The sequence below is a fragment of the Nocardiopsis sediminis genome, assembly GCF_042650565.1.
Classification (GTDB): Bacteria; Actinomycetota; Actinomycetes; order Streptosporangiales; family Streptosporangiaceae; genus Nocardiopsis_B; species Nocardiopsis_B sediminis.
In genome coordinates this window covers 493,838-514,874 of the sequence record NZ_JBHSBH010000007.1, presented here as the reverse complement: position 1 = coordinate 514,874, position 21,037 = coordinate 493,838, and the positions used below count along the sequence as shown (strand labels likewise).

Below are 21,037 nucleotides of genomic sequence, written 5' to 3'. Positions count from 1 at the left end.
ATGCCCGACAACCAGCCTCTCCCCGTGCCGCTGTCGGCACTGGAACACTACGACTACTGCCCCCGACAAGCGGGACTGATCCTGCTCGAAGACGCCTTCGCCGACGACGTGGCCACCGTGCGCGGGACACTGGCGCACCGCCGCGTCCACGACCCCGGGCACGAAACCCGCCCCCAGGTGCGCACGCTTCGGGCCCTTCCCGTCTGGCACGTCGAACTCGGCCTGACCGGCGTCTGCGACGTGGTGGAGATCCGTCCCGACGGCGCCGTCCTGCCCATCGAGCACAAGTCGGGCAACTACAAGCCCGGCGGGCCCGCGGACGTCCAAGTCGCCGCCCAGGCCATGTGCCTGGAAGAGCGAATGGGGGTCTCCATCACCACGGCGGCGGTCTACTCGATGGCCGACCGACGCCGCCACAGCGTCAGCGTCGACGAGCCGTTACGCGAGCGCGTGCGGGGCACCGCCCTGCGGGTGCGCCACATCATGGAGACTGCCGCCCTCCCTGCGCCGGCCGCCGACTCCCGCTGCCGCCGGTGCTCGATGAACACCGGCTGCATGCCCAAGGTCCTGGCCGGACGTACACGGTTCGACCGGCTCCTCGCACAGCTCTACACCCCCGGCCCCGAGAGGGAATGGGATGACTGAACTCCTCAACACCCTCTACGTCCAAACACCCGGTGCCTCGCTCCATCTGGACGGCGACACGGTCCGCGTGGCCTTGCCCGAGGGAGGACCGCGCCGCACCCTCCCGCTCCTGCGACTGGAATCCATCGTGGTGATGGGCAACATCCAAGTCAGCTCGCAGCTTCTGAGCCGCTGCGCCGACGATGGGCGCCCCATCGTGTGGATGAGCCTGGGCGGGCGCTACCGCGGTCGCCTGGACGGCCCGGTGCGCGGCAACGTCCTGTTACGCCACGCCCAGCACCTCACTCACACCGACCGCGCGGCGCGCCTGGAGATCGCGCGCGCCTGCGTGGCAGGCAAGGTCCAGAACTCGCGCCAGGTCATCCTCAAAGGCGCCAGGGACGTCACCGGACAGCGCAAGAACGATCTGCGTACTCTGGCCGTAGATCTGGAGGCGTCCCTGACCGCAGCAAGTGCCGCTCCCGACATCGATACCCTCTTGGGCGTCGAGGGTGCGGCGGCCCGGGCATATTTCGAAGCACTGGCCATACTGGTTCGCGCCGACACCGGGCTCGTCTTCCCGGGTCGGGTGAGGCGCCCGCCCACCGATCCGGTCAACGCCCTGCTGTCCTTCCTCTACGGGATGGTGCGGTCCATGGTCCAAGGGGCATGCGAACAGGTCGGCCTGGACCCCTACGTCGGGTTCCTGCACGGCATCAGGCCGGGAAAACCGGCGCTCGCCCTGGACATGATGGAGGAATTCCGCCCCGTGATCGCCGACCGGTTGGCGCTGACACTCGTCAACCGCCGACAGATCGGGCCCAGGCATTTCGAAAAGCTGGAGGGCGGAGCGGTCCAGCTCACCGAGGAGGGGCGAAAAGAAGTCCTCACCCAGTGGCAGCTGCACCGGCAGAAGGAACACAACCACCGCGTCCTCGGCCGCCGCATCCCCCTGCCATTGCTTCCGTCGGTGCAGGCGCGGCTCATGGCCCGCCGGCTGCGCGGCGACCTGCCCGGCTACCTCCCCTGGACGGTGTGAATGGAGCTGTTGGTGACCTACGACGTCGCGACGACCACACCTGAAGGCGCGCAGCGCCTGCGTCGGGTGGCCAAGGTATGCGAGGGGTATGGGCTACGCGTGCAGAAGTCGGTGTTCGAGGTTGTCTGCACCGATGCCGATGTGCTCCGGCTCAACGATGCGTTGTTGCGGATCATCAGCGACACCGAGGACAGTATTCGCATCTATCGGATGCACCAGGGCTCCTTCAAAGCCGTGACCACGCTCGGTGCGGCCCGGCCGCTGCCTCATGATGGGGCTCTGGTGCTGTAGTTGGGAACCTCCGGTGCTCATGAAATCCCTGGGGCCTACCCAACGAGGTTAGAGCCCTTGTGGGATGTCGTGTCCGGTTACGGCTTCCCGATCGCTGCGGGATGTTCGGGCGTTTGCCCTGTTCCTGCGGCGTGGCGGTCACCCTCGCGGGTGGCCGAGGATCGCAACTTCGGAGGGGCATTTCGTTGGAGGCTAGCAGGCGGGTGGCGGTCACCCTCGCGGGTGGCCGAGGATCGCAACTCATCCCGGTTCAGGCTGAGGACTCGTCGGTAGAGGTGGCGGTCACCCTCGCGGGTGGCCGAGGATCGCAACCGCCCGTACCGGCGCCCACCGGCGACGAGCACCAGGTGGCGGTCACCCTCGCGGGTGGCCGAGGATCGCAACATGCTGATGGTGGGCCTATGGACCCTGACATCGGGGTGGCGGTCACCCTCGCGGGTGGCCGAGGATCGCAACTACAACCCCGGCGACCCTGCGGATTGGAAGGCCCACCGTGGCGGTCACCCTCGCGGGTGGCCGAGGATCGCAACTCCAGTGCGGCGGACCACCGGGCGAAGAGTGCGCGGTGGCGGTCACCCTCGCGGGTGGCCGAGGATCGCAACGGCCACGGCCACCCCGCGGGCGTCCCCGCCGACCTTGTGGCGGTCACCCTCGCGGGTGGCCGAGGATCGCAACATCGAGTCCGAGCGCTTCGTGCGCATCACCGAGTCGTGGCGGTCACCCTCGCGGGTGGCCGAGGATCGCAACCGCCGGGCACGGGCACGCAAAAGGCCCGATCCGAAGTGGCGGTCACCCTCGCGGGTGGCCGAGGATCGCAACCTCGCCTCGTGCAGGGCTGCAATGGTCTTGCCGAGGTGGCGGTCACCCTTGCGGGTGGCCGAGGATCGCAACGAACGCGGCCCCGGCCGACCTGTGGGGATCACCCCGTGGCGGTCACCCTTCGGGGGGCCGAGGATCGCAACACGCCGTCACCGAGCAGACCTGGGTCGGGGTACGGGTGGTGGCGGTCACCCTCCGGGGTGACCGAGGATCGCTGCGTGCTCGTCTTCGGGCTGATCGCCGTCGGCGGGACCGTGGCGGTCACCCTCGCAGGTGACCGAGGATCGCAACCACCGCGCCGGCGCCGCCGGAGTGCGGCGCTTCCTGTGGCGGTCATCCTCGCGGGTGACCGAGGATCGCAACGGCCACATGTACGCGGTCATGCGGTCTTCGGGCAGGTGGCGGTCTCCCTCGCGGGTGGCCGAGGATCGCAACGAACTCGGTGAGCGCTTGGACGACCGCGCTGACGAACGTGGCGGTCACCCTCCCAGGTGGCCGAGGATCGCAACGACCCCGACGCCGCCGGACGACGGGCGGCCAAGAAGGTGGCGGTCACCCTCGCGGGTGGCCGAGGATCGCAACCCGGCCAGCGACGCCGCGGTGACGACGCAGCCGATGTGGCGGTCACACTCGCGGGTGGCCGAGGATCGCAACGTCCGGGTCACCGTCTGGGCCGTGTTCATCGTGGCCCGTGGAGGTCCCCTTCGTAGGTGCCCGAGGTTCGCAACTTCACTCGCCACACACCGACGCCGTCGGTGGCGGGGATCTCAAAGGGAGCGGGTGCCTGCTCCGGCTCCTGCTCGGCGGTGCGCTTGTCAGCGGGGGCCGGCACGGCGGGAGCGGTGGGGGCCACGCCATGCTCGCGCTCGAATTCGCGCCGCCACCGGCTCCCCGTCGATTGCCCCGCGCCGACCTTGCGGGCGAGCGCTGCCCCGGACCACGAATGATCGGCGAGCCACAACCGCTCAGCCACCGCGCGCCGCTCATCGGGAGGGATCGAACGAGCGCCGGCGTCCGCTGTCTCCACCAGGGCGCTCACCTGCTCCCCGCTGACCGCTCCCTCATCGCTCACGCCTTGGTCAGAGCCCGCGAGCGCCTGATCGGCGAGGAAGCGCTCAACGGCGCCCACGTCGAGGTGGCCGCCCTCCTGGGCGTTGCCCTCCTCGCCCCGCTCGCTCACACCACCCGTACCCGAACGCTCACCATCGGCCGGAGCGGCGCGCGCCTCCGCATTGCCGCCCTCGTGAGCGCCCACCGCATCGGGAGCACTCACCACCCCCGGCACAGACTCCGCGTCGGCGCCGCTCTCCCGAGCGGGACGCTCATCTGGAGCGCTCGGGATGGGCGCGTTTCCCCCAACGGGTTCTTCGTCCACGAGCGTGCGAGCGGTCTCCGGATCGTGCGGGGGAGCGCTCGCATCGTCCAGCGCGCTCACCGGAGCGAAAGGAAGAAACGCACTCTCGACCCGGTCCCGCTCCGCAGCGCCCCACTCAGCGTCATCCCGCGACCCCGACTCCGGACGATCACTCCGCCCGTCGGCGAGCAGCTCTTCCCACGTGGGATCGTCCTCCGTCCACGGGAGCCCCCGCTCGCGCTCCGGCACCTCCACCGACCGAGACGCACACCGTGCAAGCCGATCCTCGGTGATCAGATCCGCCATGGCCCCACGCGCCGACACCAGGTCATAGCGCGGCATCCGCGCAAGCCCACCGGCCTTATCCATCCACTGCAACCGCGCCAGCACCCGCGCAACCCGAGCCGGCGACACAGCGAGCCCCGCCGCATCGATCGCCGCCTGCGCACGCGCCTCCGACACCGCCGCACGCCGCTCGAACGCCCACCGGAACACCCACCTGGCCCACCACCCACGCGCCTGGATCGTGTCGCGCCGCAGCCGCCACACCGCCGTGCACACCCGCCCGATCGCCCGCTCCGCACGGCGCCGCTCGGCGCGCTCGCGAACACGAGCCGTCGCAACCTCGGCCCCCAGGTTCTCGTCACCCGCAAGCTCGAACATCACCTGCACCCGCTCCACCGGACGCAGCCACCGGATCGCGGCCAGACGACGGTCGGCCCACCGGCCCTCCGCCCGCCGCAGCTCCTCCTCGCGCCCCCGCCGCTTGTGCGACATCCGCAACTGATAGCCCAGCGCCGCGATCACGGTCATCGCCGCGAACACCAACCGACCGACGAGATTGTCGGAGTGCGTCGTGTTCAACACGGCCTCGGTCGCCACCAGAGCCCAGAAACCCGCGGTGATCCCGCGCGCGGGCAGGCCCTTCTCCGCGCGCTCGTTGATGATCGCCATCAGGATGATCGCCAACGCTTGGAACACCGCGAACCCGAACCACGAGAACGGCGCCGGGATCTGAGCAGAGGTCTCCAGGACACGCGCGATCCCCAGCGCACCGAACCCCGAGGCGACCGTCAGCGACACCGACAGTGCGGTCGTCAGGCTCATACCGTTGAGGACAGCGCGAACCCGGCGGCGCGCGGCCTGGTCGCCGTGCGCCGCCGCCGTAACCGCCGCCCGCGCAGCCTCGGCCGCCGTCCCGATACCGCGCCAGAGATGGCGCAGGACGACGACCGCGAGTCCAGCGCAACCGAGGGCGGTCATGACCGCGGCCATGACCGCGGTCGGCCACGCGTACCAGGGGGCGGCGTCCAGCGCATCGGCCAGCCCCGTAAACACGCGGCCACGGGCCTCATCGAACAGGTAATTCATCATCGTCATCCCTTCACAGGGCGACCCGCCGACTGGTCATCCAGACATCGCCCGACGGGCCGAAGCTCGCTACTCCTCGGGGCGTCACCGACGCGGGCGAGGATCGGTCAGGTGATCACAGATGGGTAATTCCTTGACGTGGGTGGAACGTGGCGTCCTGGCCGCGCTCAGAGGCGTTCTCCACGGGTACCCCCGGCCACAGCCCGACCGAGACACCCAGACCGGGCCTCAGCAACGATCGCCCGACGCTCGGCGACCAGGCCGACACCGTCGGCCCCGCTGGCAAGAGCGGCGCGGTCGTCGGGGACTTTCACGGTCGGGGATGCGCGCCAGCACCAGCGCGGCAGTGGTGGCGCCGACCAGAATGACCACGAGGGCGACGGGCAGCAGGATCCCGGGAGCGTCGAGCCCCGCAGCCACACCCGCCAGGCCGAGGCTCACCGCTGCGCCGAAGCGCTTCACCGGGGGCGCCGCTGAGCGTCGGAGTTCGCCCGCCAGTGCGCGACGGTCTGCGCGTGCTGGCCGGCCCAGAACCCCGAAGGGTCCCGGCGGGACCATCCCCTGCGGTGCGCCACGATGAAGACGGCATGACGTCAGGAAGGGGACGAACGTCAGTACGGCGGAGGGGATCGACAGGAGGAGGCCGGCGGCCCCCGAGGATACGTTCATTGCAGCTCAACTTCTGCTCGACCAGGCGGTGAGTGGGGCAGGCCCCGGCTCGGTGATTGCAGCACCGGCCGGGGCCGTCTCGCTTGGTCAGAGCAGTGGGAAAAACTGGGAAATCGTGGCGTCCAGCAGCCGATCTACCTGGGGCTGTGGCGTCCGTTCGTGTCCAGAGACTGTTCCCAATTTTCGTGTTGCCCCAGGTCAGAAGTCATTCTTCTACCAACCTGGGGGTCAGGGGGTCGTGGGTTCAAATCCCGCCGTCCCGACGCAGGTCAGAAGGGGTGTCACCCGATGGGTGACACCCCTTCGGTCGTTCAAGGGGCCCTAACGGGGCCCTGGTGCTCATCCGGTGCCGCCCCGGTATTCCGTGCAGGCGTCGAGCAGCCAGTCGGCCACGTAGGACGCGAACGATGCGCGGACCAGCAGCCGGACGGCGGATGCTCCGTCTTCTCGCACAACGAGAGTGACCGGGGCCTGCCCCAGCAGCGTGGTCGGGCAGGAGCCGGCGGGCGTCGCCCGGGGGTCCAGGTCGATGGCGCAGCCCTGGGTCAGTACCGTGCGGACGAGGTGCCCCGACAGGTCCAGCGTGGTGCGCTGTGCCGAAACGTCGGTGACGGTGGCGAAGTCCTCGTCACCGATGGCCGACCGCAGCCGCGTGAGCAGGTCGTGCCGCCCGCCTTCAGGAGCCACCAGCAGCCATTCGTCCGGGCCCATCCACAGCGCCTCGACGTCGCCCGACGACTCGGCCCGCACGGGGCCCGGCAGCGTGATGCCCAGGCAGGCCTCGACGGACGCGGCCGCAGGCCCACCGGGCTCCGTACGCAAGGTGAGCTGGGTCAGGAAGGGCAGTTCCCGCACCGTCAGCCCGGCCGGCAGCTGCGCGAAGTCGTCCCGCCGATCGGACAGGGGGCTGAAGCGGGTGGGCGTCTCAACCGTCACGGCGAGTTCCCTCCTTGTCGAAGAGCACGGGGTCGGTCACGGTCACGGGGACGGCCCGGCCGCCCAGAGGGACGTAGAGGGTCTCACCGATGCGCTCGGCTCCCGAGCGCACCAGGGCCAGAGCGAACGTCCGCTGGAGGGCGTCGCTGCGGTAGCTGGAGGTGACGTGCCCCAGCATGGGCACCGGAGGCTCCGGAACGCTACTGGTGGCGATGACCTGGGCGCCTTCGGGCAGCAGGACCCGCTCGTCGGACGGCAGCAGGCCCACCAGCTGCTTGCGGTCGCCGCGCCGGTTCTCCGCACGGCCGAACGACCGCTTGCCGACGAAGTCCGCCTTCTTCTTGGACACGACCCACGACATGCCCAGGTCCTGCGGCGTGACGGTGCCGTCGGTGTCCTGCCCGATGATCGGGTAGGCCTTCTCTGCACGCAGCACATGCATCGCCTCGGTGCCGTAGGGGGTGATGCCGAACGCCTGTCCCGCCGCGTACAGGGCCTCCCACACGGCGATGCCGTACCAGGCGGGCACGTTGATCTCGTAGGCGAGTTCACCGGAGAAGCTGATGCGGCAGACGCGCGCCGGTGCCCCGGCGACGGTGGCGTCCCGCCAGGACATGAAAGGGAACGCATCGTTGCCGGCGTCCAGGCCCGGAGCCACCAGGGCCAGCACGTCGCGGGAGCGGGGACCGACCAGGGGGATCGTCACCCAGTGCTCGGTGATGGAGGTGAGGTGCACGCGCAGGCCGGGCCACTCCGTCTGTAGCCACTCCTCCATCCATTCCAGGACCTTGGCCGCGTTGCCGGTGGTCGTGGTGAGCAGGAACTCCCGCTCGTCCACGCGGATCACGGTGCCGTCGTCGAGGGCCATGCCGTCGACGCCGCACATCACGCCGTAGCGGATCCGGCCCACCTTGAGGGTGCTCATCATGTTCGTGTAGAGCCGGTCCAGCAGAACGCCGGAGTCCGGGCCCTGCACGTTGATCTTGCCCAGGGTCGAGCCGTCCATCATCGCGACGCCGGTGCGGGCGGCCCGGCACTCGCGCAGCACGGCCTCCTCCATGGTCTCGCCCGCCTTGGGGTAGTACCAGGGGCGCTTCCACTGGCCGACGTCCTCGAACAGGGCGCCGTGCTCGATGTGCCAGGGGTGCAGCGCGGTCACGCGGACCGGGTCGAAGAGTGCCCCGCGGTTGCGGCCCGCGAGGGCGGCGAAGGACACGGGGACGGCGGGCGGACGGTAGCGGGTGGTGCCGAGGTCGGCCATGTCCACCCCGAGCGCCTCGGCGACGATTCCCGAGGTCAGCACGCCCGATGTGCGGCCCTGGTCGTGGGCGGTGCCGATCGTGGTGTAGCGCTTGACGTGCTCCACCGACCGCAGGCCCGCCCCGGTCGCGCGCAGCACGTCGGAGACGAGGGCGTCGCGCTGGAGGTCGACGAACTGGCTCGAGCCGTCCGGACCGTCCTGCGGGCTCGGCACCCGCCAGAGCGCCCGGGTGGGCGCTCCGTCCGGGAGCGGGCCGGCGGCCGGCAGGGAGATCGTCCGGCCGGTCCGGCCGAGGTCCGACAGGGCCCGCCGGGCGGCGTCCGCGCCGTCGGCGAGACAGCCGGCCAGGGTGAACGTTGCGCCGGCCGCCCCCGCCGTGCGGACGCCGTCCGGCGCGTGCGCGGGCACGAAGGCCGCGGTCGCGGCGTCGTAGCGCAGGGTGCCGCCGGCCTGGCTGAACAGGGCCACCGCGGGGTTCCACCCGCCGGAGACCAGGAGCAGATCGCAGTCGATGCCCTGCCCCTCGCCGAGGCGTCCCCGGCTGAAGGGGGCGACGTGGGCGCGGGTGACGCGTTCGGTGCCGCCGGTCCCGGTGACGACGTGGCCCGCGTGCACGGCGATGCCGCGTTCGTCGCAGGCGCTGCGCCAGTACTCCGGCGGCCCCTCCTCGCGGGCGTCGACCACCGCCGCGATCCCTACGCCTGCATCGGCGAGTTCACACGCCGCGGGATAGGCGCTGTCGTTGGTGGTGAACACGACGGCCCGCCGTCCGGGAAGCACGCCGAAGCGGTTGAGGTAGGTGCGGGCCGCGCCGGCCAGCATGATCCCGGGGCGGTCGTTGTCGTCGAAGGCGATCGGGCGCTCGTAGGCGCCGGTGGCGTAGACGACCTGCCTGGCGCGGATGCGCCAGACCCGGTGCCGCGAAACGTGGGCGGGTGCCGCGGCCCCGAGGTGGTCCGTGCGCTTCTCGAGGGCCAGGACGAGCCCGTCGTCGTAGTGGCCGAAGGCGGTGGTGCGGTGCAGTACCCGCGCGTCGGCGCAGGTGCCGAGTTCGGCGACGACCTCGCCGGCCCACTCGGTCGCGGGGCGCCCGTCGAGCGGTTCCCGGCCGCCGAGCAGCGACCCGCCGGGTTGCGGGAGTTCGTCGACGAGGATCACGCGGGCGCCGGAGCGGGCAGCCGTCAGCGTGGCGGCCAGTCCCGCCGGGCCCGCGCCGACGACCAGCAGGTCGCAGTGGGCGTGCATGGTGTCGTAGCGGGCCGTGTCCGGCCGGCCGCTGAGGCGGCCGTGGCCCGACAGGCCCCGTGCGACGAGTCCGTCGTGCAGCTCCACGGTGGTGGCCGTGAGCATGGGCTCGGGGAAGGGGGCTTCGATCTGCACGAGCGCGTTGGGCTCTTCGGCTCCGGCGGCCAGGACGCCGCGCGGCCGTCGGTAGGTGATGCTGCCGGCCACGTGGTGCACCCCGTTGGCCAGCAGCGCCGAGGCGAGGGTGTCGCCGGGGTGCCCGGTGTAGGCGGTGCCGTCGAAGGTGAAGGAGAGCGTGGTGTCGCGGTCGATGTGGCCGCGGCCGGGGGCGCGCAACGGGCTGTTCATCGGCCGGCCTCCTGACTCTTCCGCTGCTCGGCGGGTGCGGTACCGGTGGTGAGGGGGCGCTCGGCACCGACGCCGTAGATCGCGAGGAACTCGTGGGTGACGGTGTCGCGCAGGGCGTTGAACCAGCGCCGGCAGCCGGCGGAGTGGACCCACCGCTCGGCGAAGGGGCCCTGGGGGTTGTCGCGGAAGAAGACGTACTGCGCCCACTGCTCGTCGTCGAGCGCGTAGGGGTCGTCGGGGTAGGCGATGTGCGCCTGGCCGCCGTAGTGGAACTCGATTTCCTCGCGCTCACCGCACCAGGGGCAGGCTATGAGCTGCATGTGGAACTCCTCGGCTGAGGCGGTGGTCAGTGGGCGACGGCCGCTGCGCCGTGTTCGTCGACCAGGGCGCCGGTGGTGAAGCGGGAGAGGGTGAAGGGCGCGTTGTAGGGGTGCGGTTCGCCGGTGGCGATGGTGTGCGCGTAGCACCAGCCGACGCCCGGTGTGGCCTTGAAGCCGCCGGTGCCCCAGCCGCAGTTGAGGTAGAGGCCCTCTACGGGGGTCAGGCCGACGATGGGGGAGGCGTCCGGGGTGACATCGACGATGCCGGCCCACGTGCGCAGCATGTGGGCGCGCGCGAAGACGGGGAAGAGCTCCAGCGCGGCGGCCATCTGGCGCTCCAGGATGTGGAACGAGCCGCGCTGCCCGTAGCCGTTGTAGGCGTCGATGCCGGCGCCCATGACGAGTTCGCCCTTGTGGGCCTGGGAGACGTACACGTGCACGGCGTTGGACATCACGACGGTCGGGTGCACCGGTTCGAGCAGCTCCGAGACGAGCGCCTGTAGCGGGTGGCTTTGCAGGGGCAGCCGCAGGCCGGCCATGGCGGCCAGCACGGAGGAGTGCCCTGCGCCCGCGAGCGCGACCTTTCCGGCGGCTATGCGGCCGCGCGTGGTCCGGACACCTCGCACGCGTCCGCCCTGGATGTCGAGACCGGTGACTTCGCAGTCCTGGATCAGGTCGATGCCGTAGGCGTCGGCCCTGCGGGCGAAGCCCCACGCCACGTAGTCGTGCTTGGCGATGCCCGCGCGCGGCTGGTAGGTGGCGCCGAGCACCGGGTAGCGCACGTCCGGCGAGATGTCGACGATGGGACAGACCTTGGCGACCTCGTCCGGCTCCAGCCACTCGGCGTCGATGCCGTTGAGCCGGTTGGCGCCGACCCGGCGCTTGCCGTCGCGGATGTCCTGAAGGCTGTGGGCGAGATTGAGCACGCCGCGCTGGCTGAACAGGATGGGGTAGTCGAGGTCCTCTTCGAGGGTCTCCCACAGCTTCAGCGAGTGCTCGTAGATGCCGGAACTCTCGTCCCAGAGGTAGTTGGAGCGGATGATGGCGGTGTTGCGGGCCATGTTGCCGCCCGCGAGCCAGCCCTTCTCCACGACGGCGATGTTGGTGATGCCGTGGTTCTTGGCCAGGTAGTAGGCGGTGGCCAGGCCGTGCCCGCCGCCGCCGACGATGACGACGTCGTAGGACGGCTTGGGGTCGGGGTTGCGCCACAGGAAGCCGGGGTGGTCGGGCAGGGCGTCGCCGGGTGCGGCGGGAGCGTCGGCGTGCGGGTGCGTCACGGGGCGGCCTCCTGGACCGCGCGCTGCGGATCGGCGGCGTACAGCGGGAAGCGGTCGGTCAGGACCCGGACGCGTCCGCGCAGTGCGGCGGCGGCCCGGTCGTCGAAGCCGGGCAGGAGGGCCGTGGCGATGATGTCGGCGACCTCCGTGAACTCCTGCGCACCGAAGCCGCGGGCGGCCAGGGCCGGGGTGCCGATGCGGACGCCTGAGCTGACCATCGGCGGGCGCGGGTCGAAGGGGACGGCGTTGCGGTTGACGGTGATGCCGATCCGGTGCAGCCGGTCCTCGGCCTGCCGGCCGTCGAGTTCGGAATGGCGCAGGTCCACCAGGACCAGGTGCACGTCCGTGCCGCCGGTCAGCACGCTGACTCCCGCCGCCCGTGTGTCCTCGGCCAGCAGCCGCTCGCCCAGGATCGCCGCCCCCTCCAGTGTGCGGCGCTGACGGTCGGCGAACTCCGGCTGGGCGGCCATCTTGAAGGCCACGGCCTTGGCCGCGATGACGTGTTCGAGGGGGCCGCCCTGCTGGCCGGGGAAGACCGCGGAGTTGATCTTCTTGGCGAGTCCGGCGGTGGACAGGATGACACCGCCGCGCGGACCGCCGAGCGTCTTGTGGGTGGTGGTGGTCACCACATGCGCGTGGGGTATCGGCGAAGGATGCAGGCCGGCGGCGACCAGGCCCGCGAAGTGCGCCATGTCGACCATGAGGTGGGCGCCGACCTCGTCGGCGATACGGCGGAACTCCCCGAAGTCGAGGTGGCGGGGGTAGGCCGACCAGCCGGCCACGATCAGCTTCGGCCGGTGCTCGTGGGCGAGCGTGCGGACCTGCTCCATGTCGATGCGGTGATCGTGCTCGCTGACCTGGTAGGCCGCCACCTTGTAGAGGCGCCCGGAGAAGTTGATCCGCATGCCGTGGGTGAGGTGGCCGCCGTGCGCCAGGTCCAAGCCCAGGATGGTGTCGCCGGGCTGGAGGAGGGCGGCCATGACGGCCGCGTTGGCCTGCGCGCCGGAGTGGGGCTGCACGTTGGCGGCCTCGGCTCCGAACAGCTGCTTGACGCGGTCGATCGCGATCTGTTCGGCGGTGTCGACGTGCTCGCAGCCGCCGTAGTAGCGGCGGCCCGGGTAGCCCTCGGCGTACTTGTTGGTCAGCACCGAGCCCTGGGCCTGCATGACCGCGAGCGGCGCGAAGTTCTCGCTCGCGATCATCTCCAGGGTTCCGCGCTGCCGGGCCAGCTCGGCGTCGATCGCCGTGGCGATCTCCGGGTCGAAGTCGACGAGGTGGGTGCTGAGAGTCGAGGAGGGGGCGGCTCGCCGGCCGGGGGTGTGGGCGGTCATGGGACTCCCTGGCAACTGAGGAGCAACTGAGGAGCGACTGAAAGACGACTGATATATCAATCTCCCATTGCGCTACGCTAAGAGCACGCATCGGCTCGCGTCAAGGGAGGGCTTCGAGTGACCGCGTCGGACATCGCAGGTCACGGTGGTGGATCCCTGTCCGATCAGGCATATCGCTCCATCTCGGACCGGCTGGTGACCCTCCGGATCCGCCCCGGGGAGCCCATCAACGACGAGGCGATCGCCGCCGAGCTCGGCTTCGGGCGCACCCCGGTCCGCGAGGCCCTCAAGCGGCTGGAGCACGAGCGGCTCATCGTCGCCTACCCCCGGCGCGGGACCTTCGCCACCGAGGTGCAGATCGCCGACCTCGGGCACATCTCGGAAGTCCGCCAGCGGCTCGAGCCGCTCGCCGCGAGCCTGGCCGCCCAACGCGCCGGTGAGGCCGACCGCGGTGACCTCGAACGGTTGCTGGCCCGGCTGGCGGACGCACCCGGCGGCGGCACGGACCTGATCCGGCTCGACATGGCCGTGCACCGCGCCATCTACGCCGCGACCGGGAACCCCTACCTGGAAGACACCCTGATCAGGTACGACAACCTGGCCACACGGATCTGGTGCCTCTTCCTCGACCGGCTGCCGGGCCTGGCGGGCCACGTGCACGAGCACGGGCCCCTGCTGCGCGCCGTCATCGACGGCGACGGCGAGAAGGCCGCCGCCCTCGCCGCGGGACACGTGGAAGGCTTCGAGGCGGCGATCCGCAGCGTCATCTGACCTGCTGCTGTAGCGGACGCAGCGTCCGGTGGTGGGTCGCTCAGATATCGATGATCGCCTGCCAGAGTGAGGAAGCATCGCTCGCGGCGTCGGGGTCGATGGCGGCGATGTGTCGCCTGACGGCCTGGCGCTGCCTCTCGTAGAAGTCGAGCTGGTCGGGCTCCCACGCCCAATTGGCGAGTTCGATCAAGACGGGGAGCGCCGCGTGCCAGCGCCAGGCGCATTCGATGTAACGCGTGAGCGAGCGGTTGAACCCGATGTCCGGCGCGGCGGCGTCGCGGGGAAGGGCGGTCACCTTTCCCGTCCCCTCTTCGACACCGATGGTGAGCCGATTGAACCGTCCGAGCCGGTAGAGGTTCCGGCCCGGACGGGACAGTTCCGGCGCGGCGCCGTGCTGCGGCGCGTTCTCGAAGAACCGCTCCTTGATCTGCGCCGGCAGCCCCCAGCGCCGCAGGGCCGCGCGGTCCTCGGCGGGGACATCCCAGGCGTCGATGGACGCGTTCAGTGGAGCAGCGGCCCGGGTGTCGACGATCTCATCCAACGGCAGGGCATAGGCCTCGTGCAGGGTGCGGTCGGCTCGGACGTGCGTGTCGTCGTGCCGGTCGGTCATTGCGTCACCGATCCCCGTTCTCGGCCATGTATCGGGCGATCTCCTGAGCGTTTTGATCCCTGGACCCGTCGAGGGTGAAGGATATGTCGGCGTTGGAGTAGCGGCCGATCTGGATGCCGCACTCGTGTCCGCTCGTGCTGCACGGGACACGTTCGGAGTAGATCCCGGTCACGTTGTCGTCGGGGATACCCAATTCGGCGAGTTCATCCATGATGATCTCTTCGGCGTGCCGGCCGCCGAGGTCGTTGGCCCGGGTGATCGTCTGCGTCTGGCCATTGGCGTCGGTGTACTCGAACGTGGAGACGTACCTGATGGGGGCGAGGGGGGCGTCGTTGTCGGGGTGGCGGCCCGCGCGGTATTCGTAGGACTCGGCCGCGAGTTCGTTGGCGCGGAAGGTCACCCTGCCGTTGCGGCACCCGTCCTGGTTGTGGACGAGCAGTGATCCGGCGCCGTCACCGACATAGTAGGTGTGCAGGTCGGCGACGGTGAGGTTGTGGACGCGCTGGTCGTCGACGGTGCGGGTCTCGGCGGCGGTGACCTGGGCCCAGGTTCCGGCCGAGGTGCGCAGCCATGTGCCCGGCTCCAGGTCGACGGCATCGACCCACTCGGCCCGCTCGGGGACCCAGAAGGGGTGGGCATCGGTGGCGGTGAGCGTGTCGGTGTCGCCGTCGCCCGAGTCGACGGTGAGCGTGACGAGGGTCTTGCCACCGGCGCTGGAGATGAGGCGGGTGACCTCGCGGGGGCCCTCCTCGCCGGTCAGGGGGTCGAAGGCCAGGACCTCGTCGCCGACCTCGACGTCCTCGATCGCGGGCGTGGAGCTGTCGGCGAGCATGACCGGGTGCCGGGGACGAAGCTGGAGGCGAGGCAGCCGGCCCCTTCGCCATCGCGGTCGTCTTCCCGGTTGCCGTCGCCGTCTCTCTGACCTTCGCTACCGCCGTGGTCCGATCCCGTCGGGGGTTCTCGGGGGCGTTCTGCCGCGGAGGAAAAGCCCTGCGGCGTCCCACACGCCGAAGCCGAAGCCGAAGGCTTCGGCGTAGTGCCCATCGCCCCAGGACTCCCGGGTCTCAGGGCTGATGAACAGGCCCAGGGGGTCGTCGAAAGCGCCTTCTACCACGTCGACGCGTTCGCCGAAGGTCCCGGAGGGGTCGGTGATGAAGTTCCAGGCGGTGTTGGGCGGGCTCATCTCCCAGATGCCCTCGGCCATGCCCAGGCCGCCCTCGATGAGGCCGCCGCCGAATTCGGAGGCGGTGTCGCCCAGGGAGCCGAGCGGATCGTCCAAGAACCCGACCGTGCGGATACCGGAGTCCCCGCTGTCCGCTGCGGGCTGGGTGGTGTCGACGGCCGGGGCGGCGTCCTGCCACCCGGGCGGTTCCGGCTCGCCGTCGGCACCGGGCAGGCCGGTGCCCTGGGCCGCGCCGCCATCGGCGCCGTCGTCGCCCTGTCCGTCGGGGGCCGATTCCACCCCGTCGACCCCGCCGCCGATCAGGTCGGCGACGCGGCCGGGGATGCCCATTCCGACGACGCCCGCGGTGATCGCGGCGACGAGCAGAATGACCGCGGCGTACTCGGTGAAGCCCGCACCGCGTTCGGGATCGTGGATCCGGCGCAGCATGTTGGCGCTCCTCGGATATTCGGGGGGTCAGCGCGTGAAGTGGTCCCGTGAGGCGGGCCGGGTGACGAAGATGAGGGTGAGGACCGGCAGGATCAGCCGGGTGAGTCCGCGCAGGTCGCCGCCGACGAGGCCGATGAGCGCGGGGAGGATGGCCAGGGCTTGGAGGATGACGATCGTCCAGAACAGCGGCCGCCGCCCCTTCCGCAGCCGCAGGGCGCAGGGCAGCGCCAGGAGTGCGGGCAGCAGCTGCCCGGTGAGCTCTCCGGCGCCTCTGGCGTCGAGCCCGATCACCAGGCCGGCCGCGAGCAGCGCCACCGCTAGCCCTGCCGTGATGAACAGGCAGAGGCGTGCCCGTTTCAGGGGAGATGGAAGGATCGCGCTTGAGGGGGGCTCCACGCTGTTCTCTTCTCTTGATCTCTCTTGTCCGTGTGAGGGGCGATGGGGACCGCGAACGTCCTTGGCCAGGGGCGCGACGTCCACTTCCGTTCGGCTTGGACGGAGCCGGTGACGTAGCGGGGGCGTGCCGTCCGACCGGCCGGGTACGGTGTGGACCCGCGCCGCGGAGCGCGGGGAATCCGCGTAGCAGAGCGCGACGTCCACCCTGGCCGAGGACATCCGGCGCCGTGCCGGGCCGGGGGTGGGTCGGGTCGGGTCGGAGACGATGAGAGGGCCGTGTCCATGCAAGAAGTGACGTGCCACCAGGTCAGTGCAGAGCGCATGGCGCTGGCGCTCGACGATGTCGAAGGGCGGGCCTTCGGGTGGTGGCATGGGATGCAGTACGACAGTTTCCGGCTGAAGAAGCTGCGGGGGATGCGCGATGAGCTGCTCGACCACGTCGCCGCGCGCGCTCCCGAGGAGCCTGCGCTGGACAGCGCTTCGCGTACGGTCCTGCGTACGGCGGCGGAGTGCTCCCGGGGGTTGCTGGACCTCGGTTGCTGGCCCAACGGCGATCAGGAGATCGTCTTCGCGCTCGTCCGTGAGCGGATCAGCAGCGATGACAAGGCGTTCGTCGATGTGATCGACGAGGCTCCCACGGCCGCGACATGGATCGAGACGTTCGAGATGTGCGTGTCCAGCGGTCTGGTGTGGGAGTGGCGGCGGGCGATCGGTGTGAGTCTGCGGGATGAAAACGCGCCCGCGATCCGCGACGGGGTGCCGTATTCGAAGCACGACTCGGTGTCGGATCCGGTGGACCTCGCGGCGATGGACGCACTGTGCGGGTATCTGACCCCGGAGCGCGGGCACCTGCCCCGCGACTGGCCCACGGTGACCTTGCGCAAGCCGGACGCCGACGAGCACGCCGAGGCGGCCCGGCGGCTGGACGCGGCCGGCACCCTGACACCGGACCGGCACCTGCTCCGTGTGCTCCTCGACGACGACCAGAACGCCTTTGAGCAGGCCCTCGCGGCCCGCCTCATCGAGCACCGGGAGAACGCCGGATCCGACCCCGATCCCGCGCCCAGGACCCTGCTCCCCCTCGGCGCCATCACCCTGGCCGGCCTCGCGGTCCAGGCGCACGGGTGGGAGCTGGGTGTCCGCTCCGGCTACCTGCCCTCCGGCATGCTGGGTTCACCGGACGCGCTGCGGCGGGCGCCCGAGCAGAACGACTTGGGCTATTGGACCGCCGGGTCGCCGGGATGACCGGGCGCCGCCGGGTACGCCGCTCGCGTGGCGTGCCCGGTCGTACCGTGCTTCCTGGTGACCGTTTCCGTGACCGCTTGACGGATCTCCTCCTTGCGGACTGGGCCGCCGATGTCGAGGGTCTCGTCGAAGAACGGTTCGCCCCAGGTTCGTGAGGACAACATCGCCCCTAGATGGAAGGTCACCGGCTCACCCGACCAGGTGGGGTTCGGGAAGGTGGGCGGTGAGGCGGTCGATCAAGGCCTCGACGTCGGGGAGGGAGGGGCCGATGCCGTCGGCCAGGAGTTGCTGGCGGGAGTAGATCTCGCGTTCCCCGTCGTTGAATTCGCCGCGGCGGCACACTCGGGCATCCACGACGAGCAAGGCGACATGGGCCAGGGTGACGCATATCGAAGCCCTAGTTCTCGGTGGCGAAGCCTGAGGGGGTAAGGTGCACCATTCGTATGCGATCCGCGGTTTTTCTGACACGTAGCCCTCATCATTACGGTGCGGTCCTTCACTTACGCGATCTAAGAGGTGACGATGGCTGAGGTATCACCTATGGATGAGTTCAGAATGCGCAGCCAACTACAAGAACAAGCTGATGGTGCAGATGATTGGAATAGTTGCCAAAATTTGCGAAACAATAAGGGTTGACTGATAGCTCGGTCGAAAAGTTGAATTGGTTTCAATTGAGTTGAAGCGTCGAGCAAAATTCTCCTGTAGATCCTTATGTCTAAATTCAATCTCGGCGCCCGATGTGCGAATAATCCCAATGTTCCTCATTTCTTCGAAAAATGACATTAATTGAAGTGGAAGCCTCCTTCGAGTGAATAGTGACACGCTCAGTACTTGGTATATGTACCATGCGCTGTAACCTGCGATGGGTAGGATGGCGAAAGTGAGGACGCTGAGGAAGCAGCCGACTGAAAGAGCAATCGAAATGAGGGTGAAAACAATGATGTCCAGTGTCGAATATTCGAAATTTACCGTATTTGATTCGATCATTCGCGGAATCGTGAACCAGAAAAAGGTGTTACTTGCGATAAACATTCCGATCGCCAGGACCAGTCCCGTGAAAAGAGGTGCTCGAAGGAGGGCCTGGCGATCGCCGTGAAGTACCGACCAAGGAGAGTACAGGTCTTGTTCTTCGGCTTCCTTTAGGCCGAGTCGGAGGAATACGAAGATCAATATCGCTCCGCCGAGAGCCCAGAGAAAGATGGATAGTGGCAAGGCTAGAGCCGGTGGATTACCGACGGCGAATACAGGGTGGAAGAGGAAAAGGTATCCTCCTGCGAAAGCAGCGGCTGATATGAGGATGGCATACGAATAGGAATTAAAGTCGGTGAGGTGAAGTAGCTTTCGATAATCAAATCCCTTTCGACTCATTGGCGATGCTGATACTTGATTCATGTGTTGCGTAAAAATCGACAGGGAGAAAAATATTCCTCCTATGACGATGCCGACCCGCATCATCTCTGAATCTTGTAGCGACCTCATGGATGATGACAATAGAGCAGTGAATGCAATAAAGAGAAGCCAGCCTCCTATGCCACTTGTTATGGCAAGCGATAGCTTCGATTGCCCCACTCCGGAGATCTTGTACAGCTTCCACCAGGGAAGACTGGATAGATGATTGATCTCCATTCTATGAGCGAGGTAGGCAAGATATTTCGTTGCCTGCGCTGGATCTGGGTACTTTCTTCGCGGAGACCCATCCCTGCTCATCATTGAGTGCAAGATGTTGGCATATAGATGATCTGCGATCTCCTGCTCAGAGGAGAATTTCAGAAGTCCGGCAGGATTCCTGTTTCCACCATAGTTTTCTCGGAGTAGCCATATTTTAAATGGAGTGTCAAGCGAAGATGAAAGGATCCCAGAGGGATTTGTCTCGAGCTCTTCGATGAAAGGATCCCATCCTGGATTTCTGATCGAAGGCGGAGGTTGTATTATCCGCACGCTTCTCACGATCTCCTGGTGTCCTAGGGGGCTCGCGTGCATTACCACGGCGTTAGTGACGCCGTCACCGATCCGACGAATCGAGTCATCGAATTTTTCAGGGCGCAACATTAGGACAAAGGGGAATTCCGGAATGCCGCTGAGAATTTTCAAAGCCCGATATCTGTGTAAGTCACTGAGTTCGTCCAAGCCATCAATGACCGGAATGACGCCCCGTTTCTTGACAATTTGATCTGCCGGATTTGGTCCGTATTTTTCTGGACTTGACCTTAGGTTGACATGCTCGTCATTTAATTGGCGAACAATCCAATCCTCAAGTGATTCGCGTGAATTTATATTCCAAGTGGATGCATTCATAGGAATTAGAAGTGGCCTATCCGTGCCCGCATCTTTGGAATGGAGTGCCGTGAGGACGATGCGAGTGGCGAGGGTGCTCTTTCCGATGCCTGGAATGCCAGTGATGATCATCCGATTGAATGGTGCCTCGTCGAAGAGGAATTCGATAAACTTATCCGGATCTGCCGTAGTTGCACTGAGGGGTTTGATCCCACTTAAAGTGGGATCCATGTAGTCCCCACTGATTACCCATGGGACTGCAATGATGCTGCGCTTATCGATTTTTAATATTTCAGCCTCTGTCTGGATGCGCGCCATGGCGCGATGGCGTATGTATTCCAGTGCATCGGTGACTTGCTCGGATGTAGAATCTCCGGAATATTGATGACTCTTTCTGGAATTCTTTATCCTCTCTTCGAATATAGTGAAAACGGATGCTATTGTCGATATGAATGCGCATATCTTAATTATATTGTCGTACATCGGATCGAGAAAATCATGATTGGAAAATGCGATGATCGAGAGGGTGGTCGTCAAAGCGAGAAATGCGATCGATGATTTGCGCATGGAGAATATTTTCCGTTAATTAAAATGAACTGGAGGGGAGTGTAATATATCAACAAAGTCAGTCGGGTTCAATTGTTTTGAAATGGATTAACCTATTTGTACTGGAAAAGGCCGGCGCGCAGACCCTGTCTCACCCGACCAGGTGGGGTTCGGGAAGGTGGGCCGTAAGGCGGTCGATCAAGGCCTCGACGTCGGGGAGGTGGGGGCCGATGCCGTCGGCCAGGAGTTGCTGGCGGGAGTAGATCTCGCGTTCCCCGTCGTTGAGTTCGCCGCGGCGGCACACTCGGGCGTTGCCCGCTGCCGACACCGCGATCACGGTGTCGGCGGGGGCGTCCATGACGAGCAAGGCGACATGGGCCAGGGTGACGCATGCGGACACGGGTGACCTCTCGATCGGACTCCGGGAAGGGCGGCGCACGGCTCGCGGCACGGGGCGCCTACGCACTCATGTCTATCGCGTCGCAGGGACATGCCGTGGCCATGTGCGGGGAAAGGTGTGTTTACCCGTGACCTGCGGGGGGAATGTGACCGTGCGCCGCCGGGGGAGTCGGCTGCGCGCGGGCGAGTGAAGAGGGTGGCAGGCGCCGGTCCGCGTCGGCGTGTCGCGCCGCCTTTCGGCGGATGCGGTTGCCGCTGACGTGCCCGGTGGGCCCACCTCCCTCGCACCGACACGCCCG

General features: G+C 67.9%; 18 protein-coding genes and 1 CRISPR repeat array. Of the genes, 5 read left to right on the top strand and 13 right to left on the bottom strand.

The annotated features are described in order from the left end of the window. The 3 genes from cas4 to cas2 are packed head-to-tail and all read left to right on the top strand — an operon-like array spanning position 1 to position 1,954. Positions 1-645: a CRISPR-associated protein Cas4 gene (cas4, locus tag ACFOVU_RS11340; protein ID WP_378532627.1), complete on the top strand. Its 645-nt coding sequence runs from the start codon at positions 1-3 to the stop codon at positions 643-645. Further along, the gene (gene cas1c, locus ACFOVU_RS11335) at positions 638-1,663 is read left to right on the top strand and encodes a type I-C CRISPR-associated endonuclease Cas1c (RefSeq protein WP_378532625.1); all 1,026 of its coding nucleotides are present in this window, start codon (positions 638-640) and stop codon (positions 1,661-1,663) included. The genes cas4 and cas1c overlap by 8 nt, the downstream gene beginning before the upstream one ends. Positions 1,664-1,675: 12 nt before the next feature. Further along, positions 1,676-1,954, top strand: coding sequence for a CRISPR-associated endonuclease Cas2 (gene cas2, locus ACFOVU_RS11330; protein ID WP_378532623.1), 279 nt, complete (start codon positions 1,676-1,678; stop codon positions 1,952-1,954). Between the two features lie 131 nt (positions 1,955-2,085). After that, positions 2,086-2,845: direct repeats of the CRISPR family, unit length 37 nt; unit sequence GTGGCGGTCACCCTCGCGGGTGGCCGAGGATCGCAAC. Positions 2,846-3,452: 607 nt separating this feature from the next. Here the strand turns inward: cas2 and ACFOVU_RS29390 are convergent. The 6 genes from ACFOVU_RS29390 to glyA all read right to left on the bottom strand — a co-directional run bounded on the left by ACFOVU_RS29390 (position 3,453) and on the right by glyA (position 12,885). After that, positions 3,453-5,501: a DUF2637 domain-containing protein gene (locus ACFOVU_RS29390; RefSeq protein ID WP_449289734.1), complete on the bottom strand. Its 2,049-nt coding sequence runs from the start codon at positions 5,499-5,501 to the stop codon at positions 3,453-3,455. A 1,005-nt stretch (positions 5,502-6,506) separates the two neighbouring features. Then, positions 6,507-7,103 carry a sarcosine oxidase subunit gamma gene (locus tag ACFOVU_RS11320; RefSeq protein ID WP_378532621.1) on the bottom strand — a complete coding sequence of 199 codons (597 nt, stop codon included), beginning with the start codon at positions 7,101-7,103 and terminating at the stop codon, positions 6,507-6,509. Next, positions 7,093-9,957, bottom strand: coding sequence for a 2Fe-2S iron-sulfur cluster-binding protein (locus tag ACFOVU_RS11315; RefSeq protein ID WP_378532618.1), 2,865 nt, complete (start codon positions 9,955-9,957; stop codon positions 7,093-7,095). Before ACFOVU_RS11315 ends, ACFOVU_RS11320 begins: the two co-directional genes overlap by 11 nt. Further along, complete coding sequence (locus ACFOVU_RS11310; protein ID WP_378532616.1) at positions 9,954-10,277, bottom strand: sarcosine oxidase subunit delta; 324 nt, start codon at positions 10,275-10,277, stop codon at positions 9,954-9,956. Before ACFOVU_RS11310 ends, ACFOVU_RS11315 begins: the two co-directional genes overlap by 4 nt. Positions 10,278-10,303: 26 nt before the next feature. Next, the gene (locus tag ACFOVU_RS11305; protein ID WP_378532614.1) at positions 10,304-11,554 is read right to left on the bottom strand and encodes a sarcosine oxidase subunit beta family protein; all 1,251 of its coding nucleotides are present in this window, start codon (positions 11,552-11,554) and stop codon (positions 10,304-10,306) included. After that, a complete protein-coding gene (gene glyA / locus ACFOVU_RS11300) occupies positions 11,551-12,885 on the bottom strand; it encodes a serine hydroxymethyltransferase (RefSeq protein ID WP_378532611.1) in 1,335 nt (444 codons plus the stop codon). Before glyA ends, ACFOVU_RS11305 begins: the two co-directional genes overlap by 4 nt. A 117-nt stretch (positions 12,886-13,002) precedes the next feature. On the opposite strand from glyA, the gene ACFOVU_RS11295 reads away from it, so the two are divergent. Next, positions 13,003-13,656: a GntR family transcriptional regulator gene (locus ACFOVU_RS11295; RefSeq protein WP_378532609.1), complete on the top strand. Its 654-nt coding sequence runs from the start codon at positions 13,003-13,005 to the stop codon at positions 13,654-13,656. A 40-nt stretch (positions 13,657-13,696) separates the two neighbouring features. Here ACFOVU_RS11295 and ACFOVU_RS11290 read toward each other — a convergent pair whose 3' ends face one another. From ACFOVU_RS11290 to ACFOVU_RS11275, 4 genes are all read right to left on the bottom strand, one after another. Next, a complete protein-coding gene (locus ACFOVU_RS11290) occupies positions 13,697-14,266 on the bottom strand; it encodes an SUKH-4 family immunity protein (RefSeq protein WP_378532606.1) in 570 nt (189 codons plus the stop codon). Positions 14,267-14,270: 4 nt separating this feature from the next. Beyond that, entirely contained in the window at positions 14,271-15,098 is an 828-nt protein-coding gene (locus ACFOVU_RS11285; protein ID WP_378532604.1) for a polymorphic toxin-type HINT domain-containing protein, read from the bottom strand. 96 nt (positions 15,099-15,194) lie between these two features. Continuing rightward, a complete protein-coding gene (locus tag ACFOVU_RS11280; protein ID WP_378532602.1) occupies positions 15,195-15,878 on the bottom strand; it encodes a hypothetical protein in 684 nt (227 codons plus the stop codon). A gap of 27 nt (positions 15,879-15,905) precedes the next feature. After that, positions 15,906-16,193 carry a hypothetical protein gene (locus tag ACFOVU_RS11275; protein ID WP_378532600.1) on the bottom strand — a complete coding sequence of 96 codons (288 nt, stop codon included), beginning with the start codon at positions 16,191-16,193 and terminating at the stop codon, positions 15,906-15,908. Positions 16,194-16,556: 363 nt separating this feature from the next. Here ACFOVU_RS11275 and ACFOVU_RS11270 point away from each other — a divergent pair, with 363 nt between their 5' ends. After that, positions 16,557-17,519 carry an immunity 49 family protein gene (locus ACFOVU_RS11270; protein WP_378532823.1) on the top strand — a complete coding sequence of 321 codons (963 nt, stop codon included), beginning with the start codon at positions 16,557-16,559 and terminating at the stop codon, positions 17,517-17,519. A 189-nt stretch (positions 17,520-17,708) separates the two neighbouring features. Here ACFOVU_RS11270 and ACFOVU_RS11265 read toward each other — a convergent pair whose 3' ends face one another. The 3 genes from ACFOVU_RS11265 to ACFOVU_RS11255 form a co-directional block, all read right to left on the bottom strand. Then, positions 17,709-17,882, bottom strand: a complete 174-nt coding sequence (locus ACFOVU_RS11265; RefSeq protein ID WP_378532598.1) for a hypothetical protein — start codon at positions 17,880-17,882, stop codon at positions 17,709-17,711. 204 nt (positions 17,883-18,086) lie between these two features. After that, positions 18,087-20,360, bottom strand: coding sequence for an NACHT domain-containing protein (locus ACFOVU_RS11260; RefSeq protein WP_378532596.1), 2,274 nt, complete (start codon positions 20,358-20,360; stop codon positions 18,087-18,089). A 130-nt stretch (positions 20,361-20,490) separates the two neighbouring features. Further along, a complete protein-coding gene (locus ACFOVU_RS11255; protein ID WP_378532594.1) occupies positions 20,491-20,739 on the bottom strand; it encodes a hypothetical protein in 249 nt (82 codons plus the stop codon). Between the last annotated feature and the right edge of the window lie 298 nt (positions 20,740-21,037).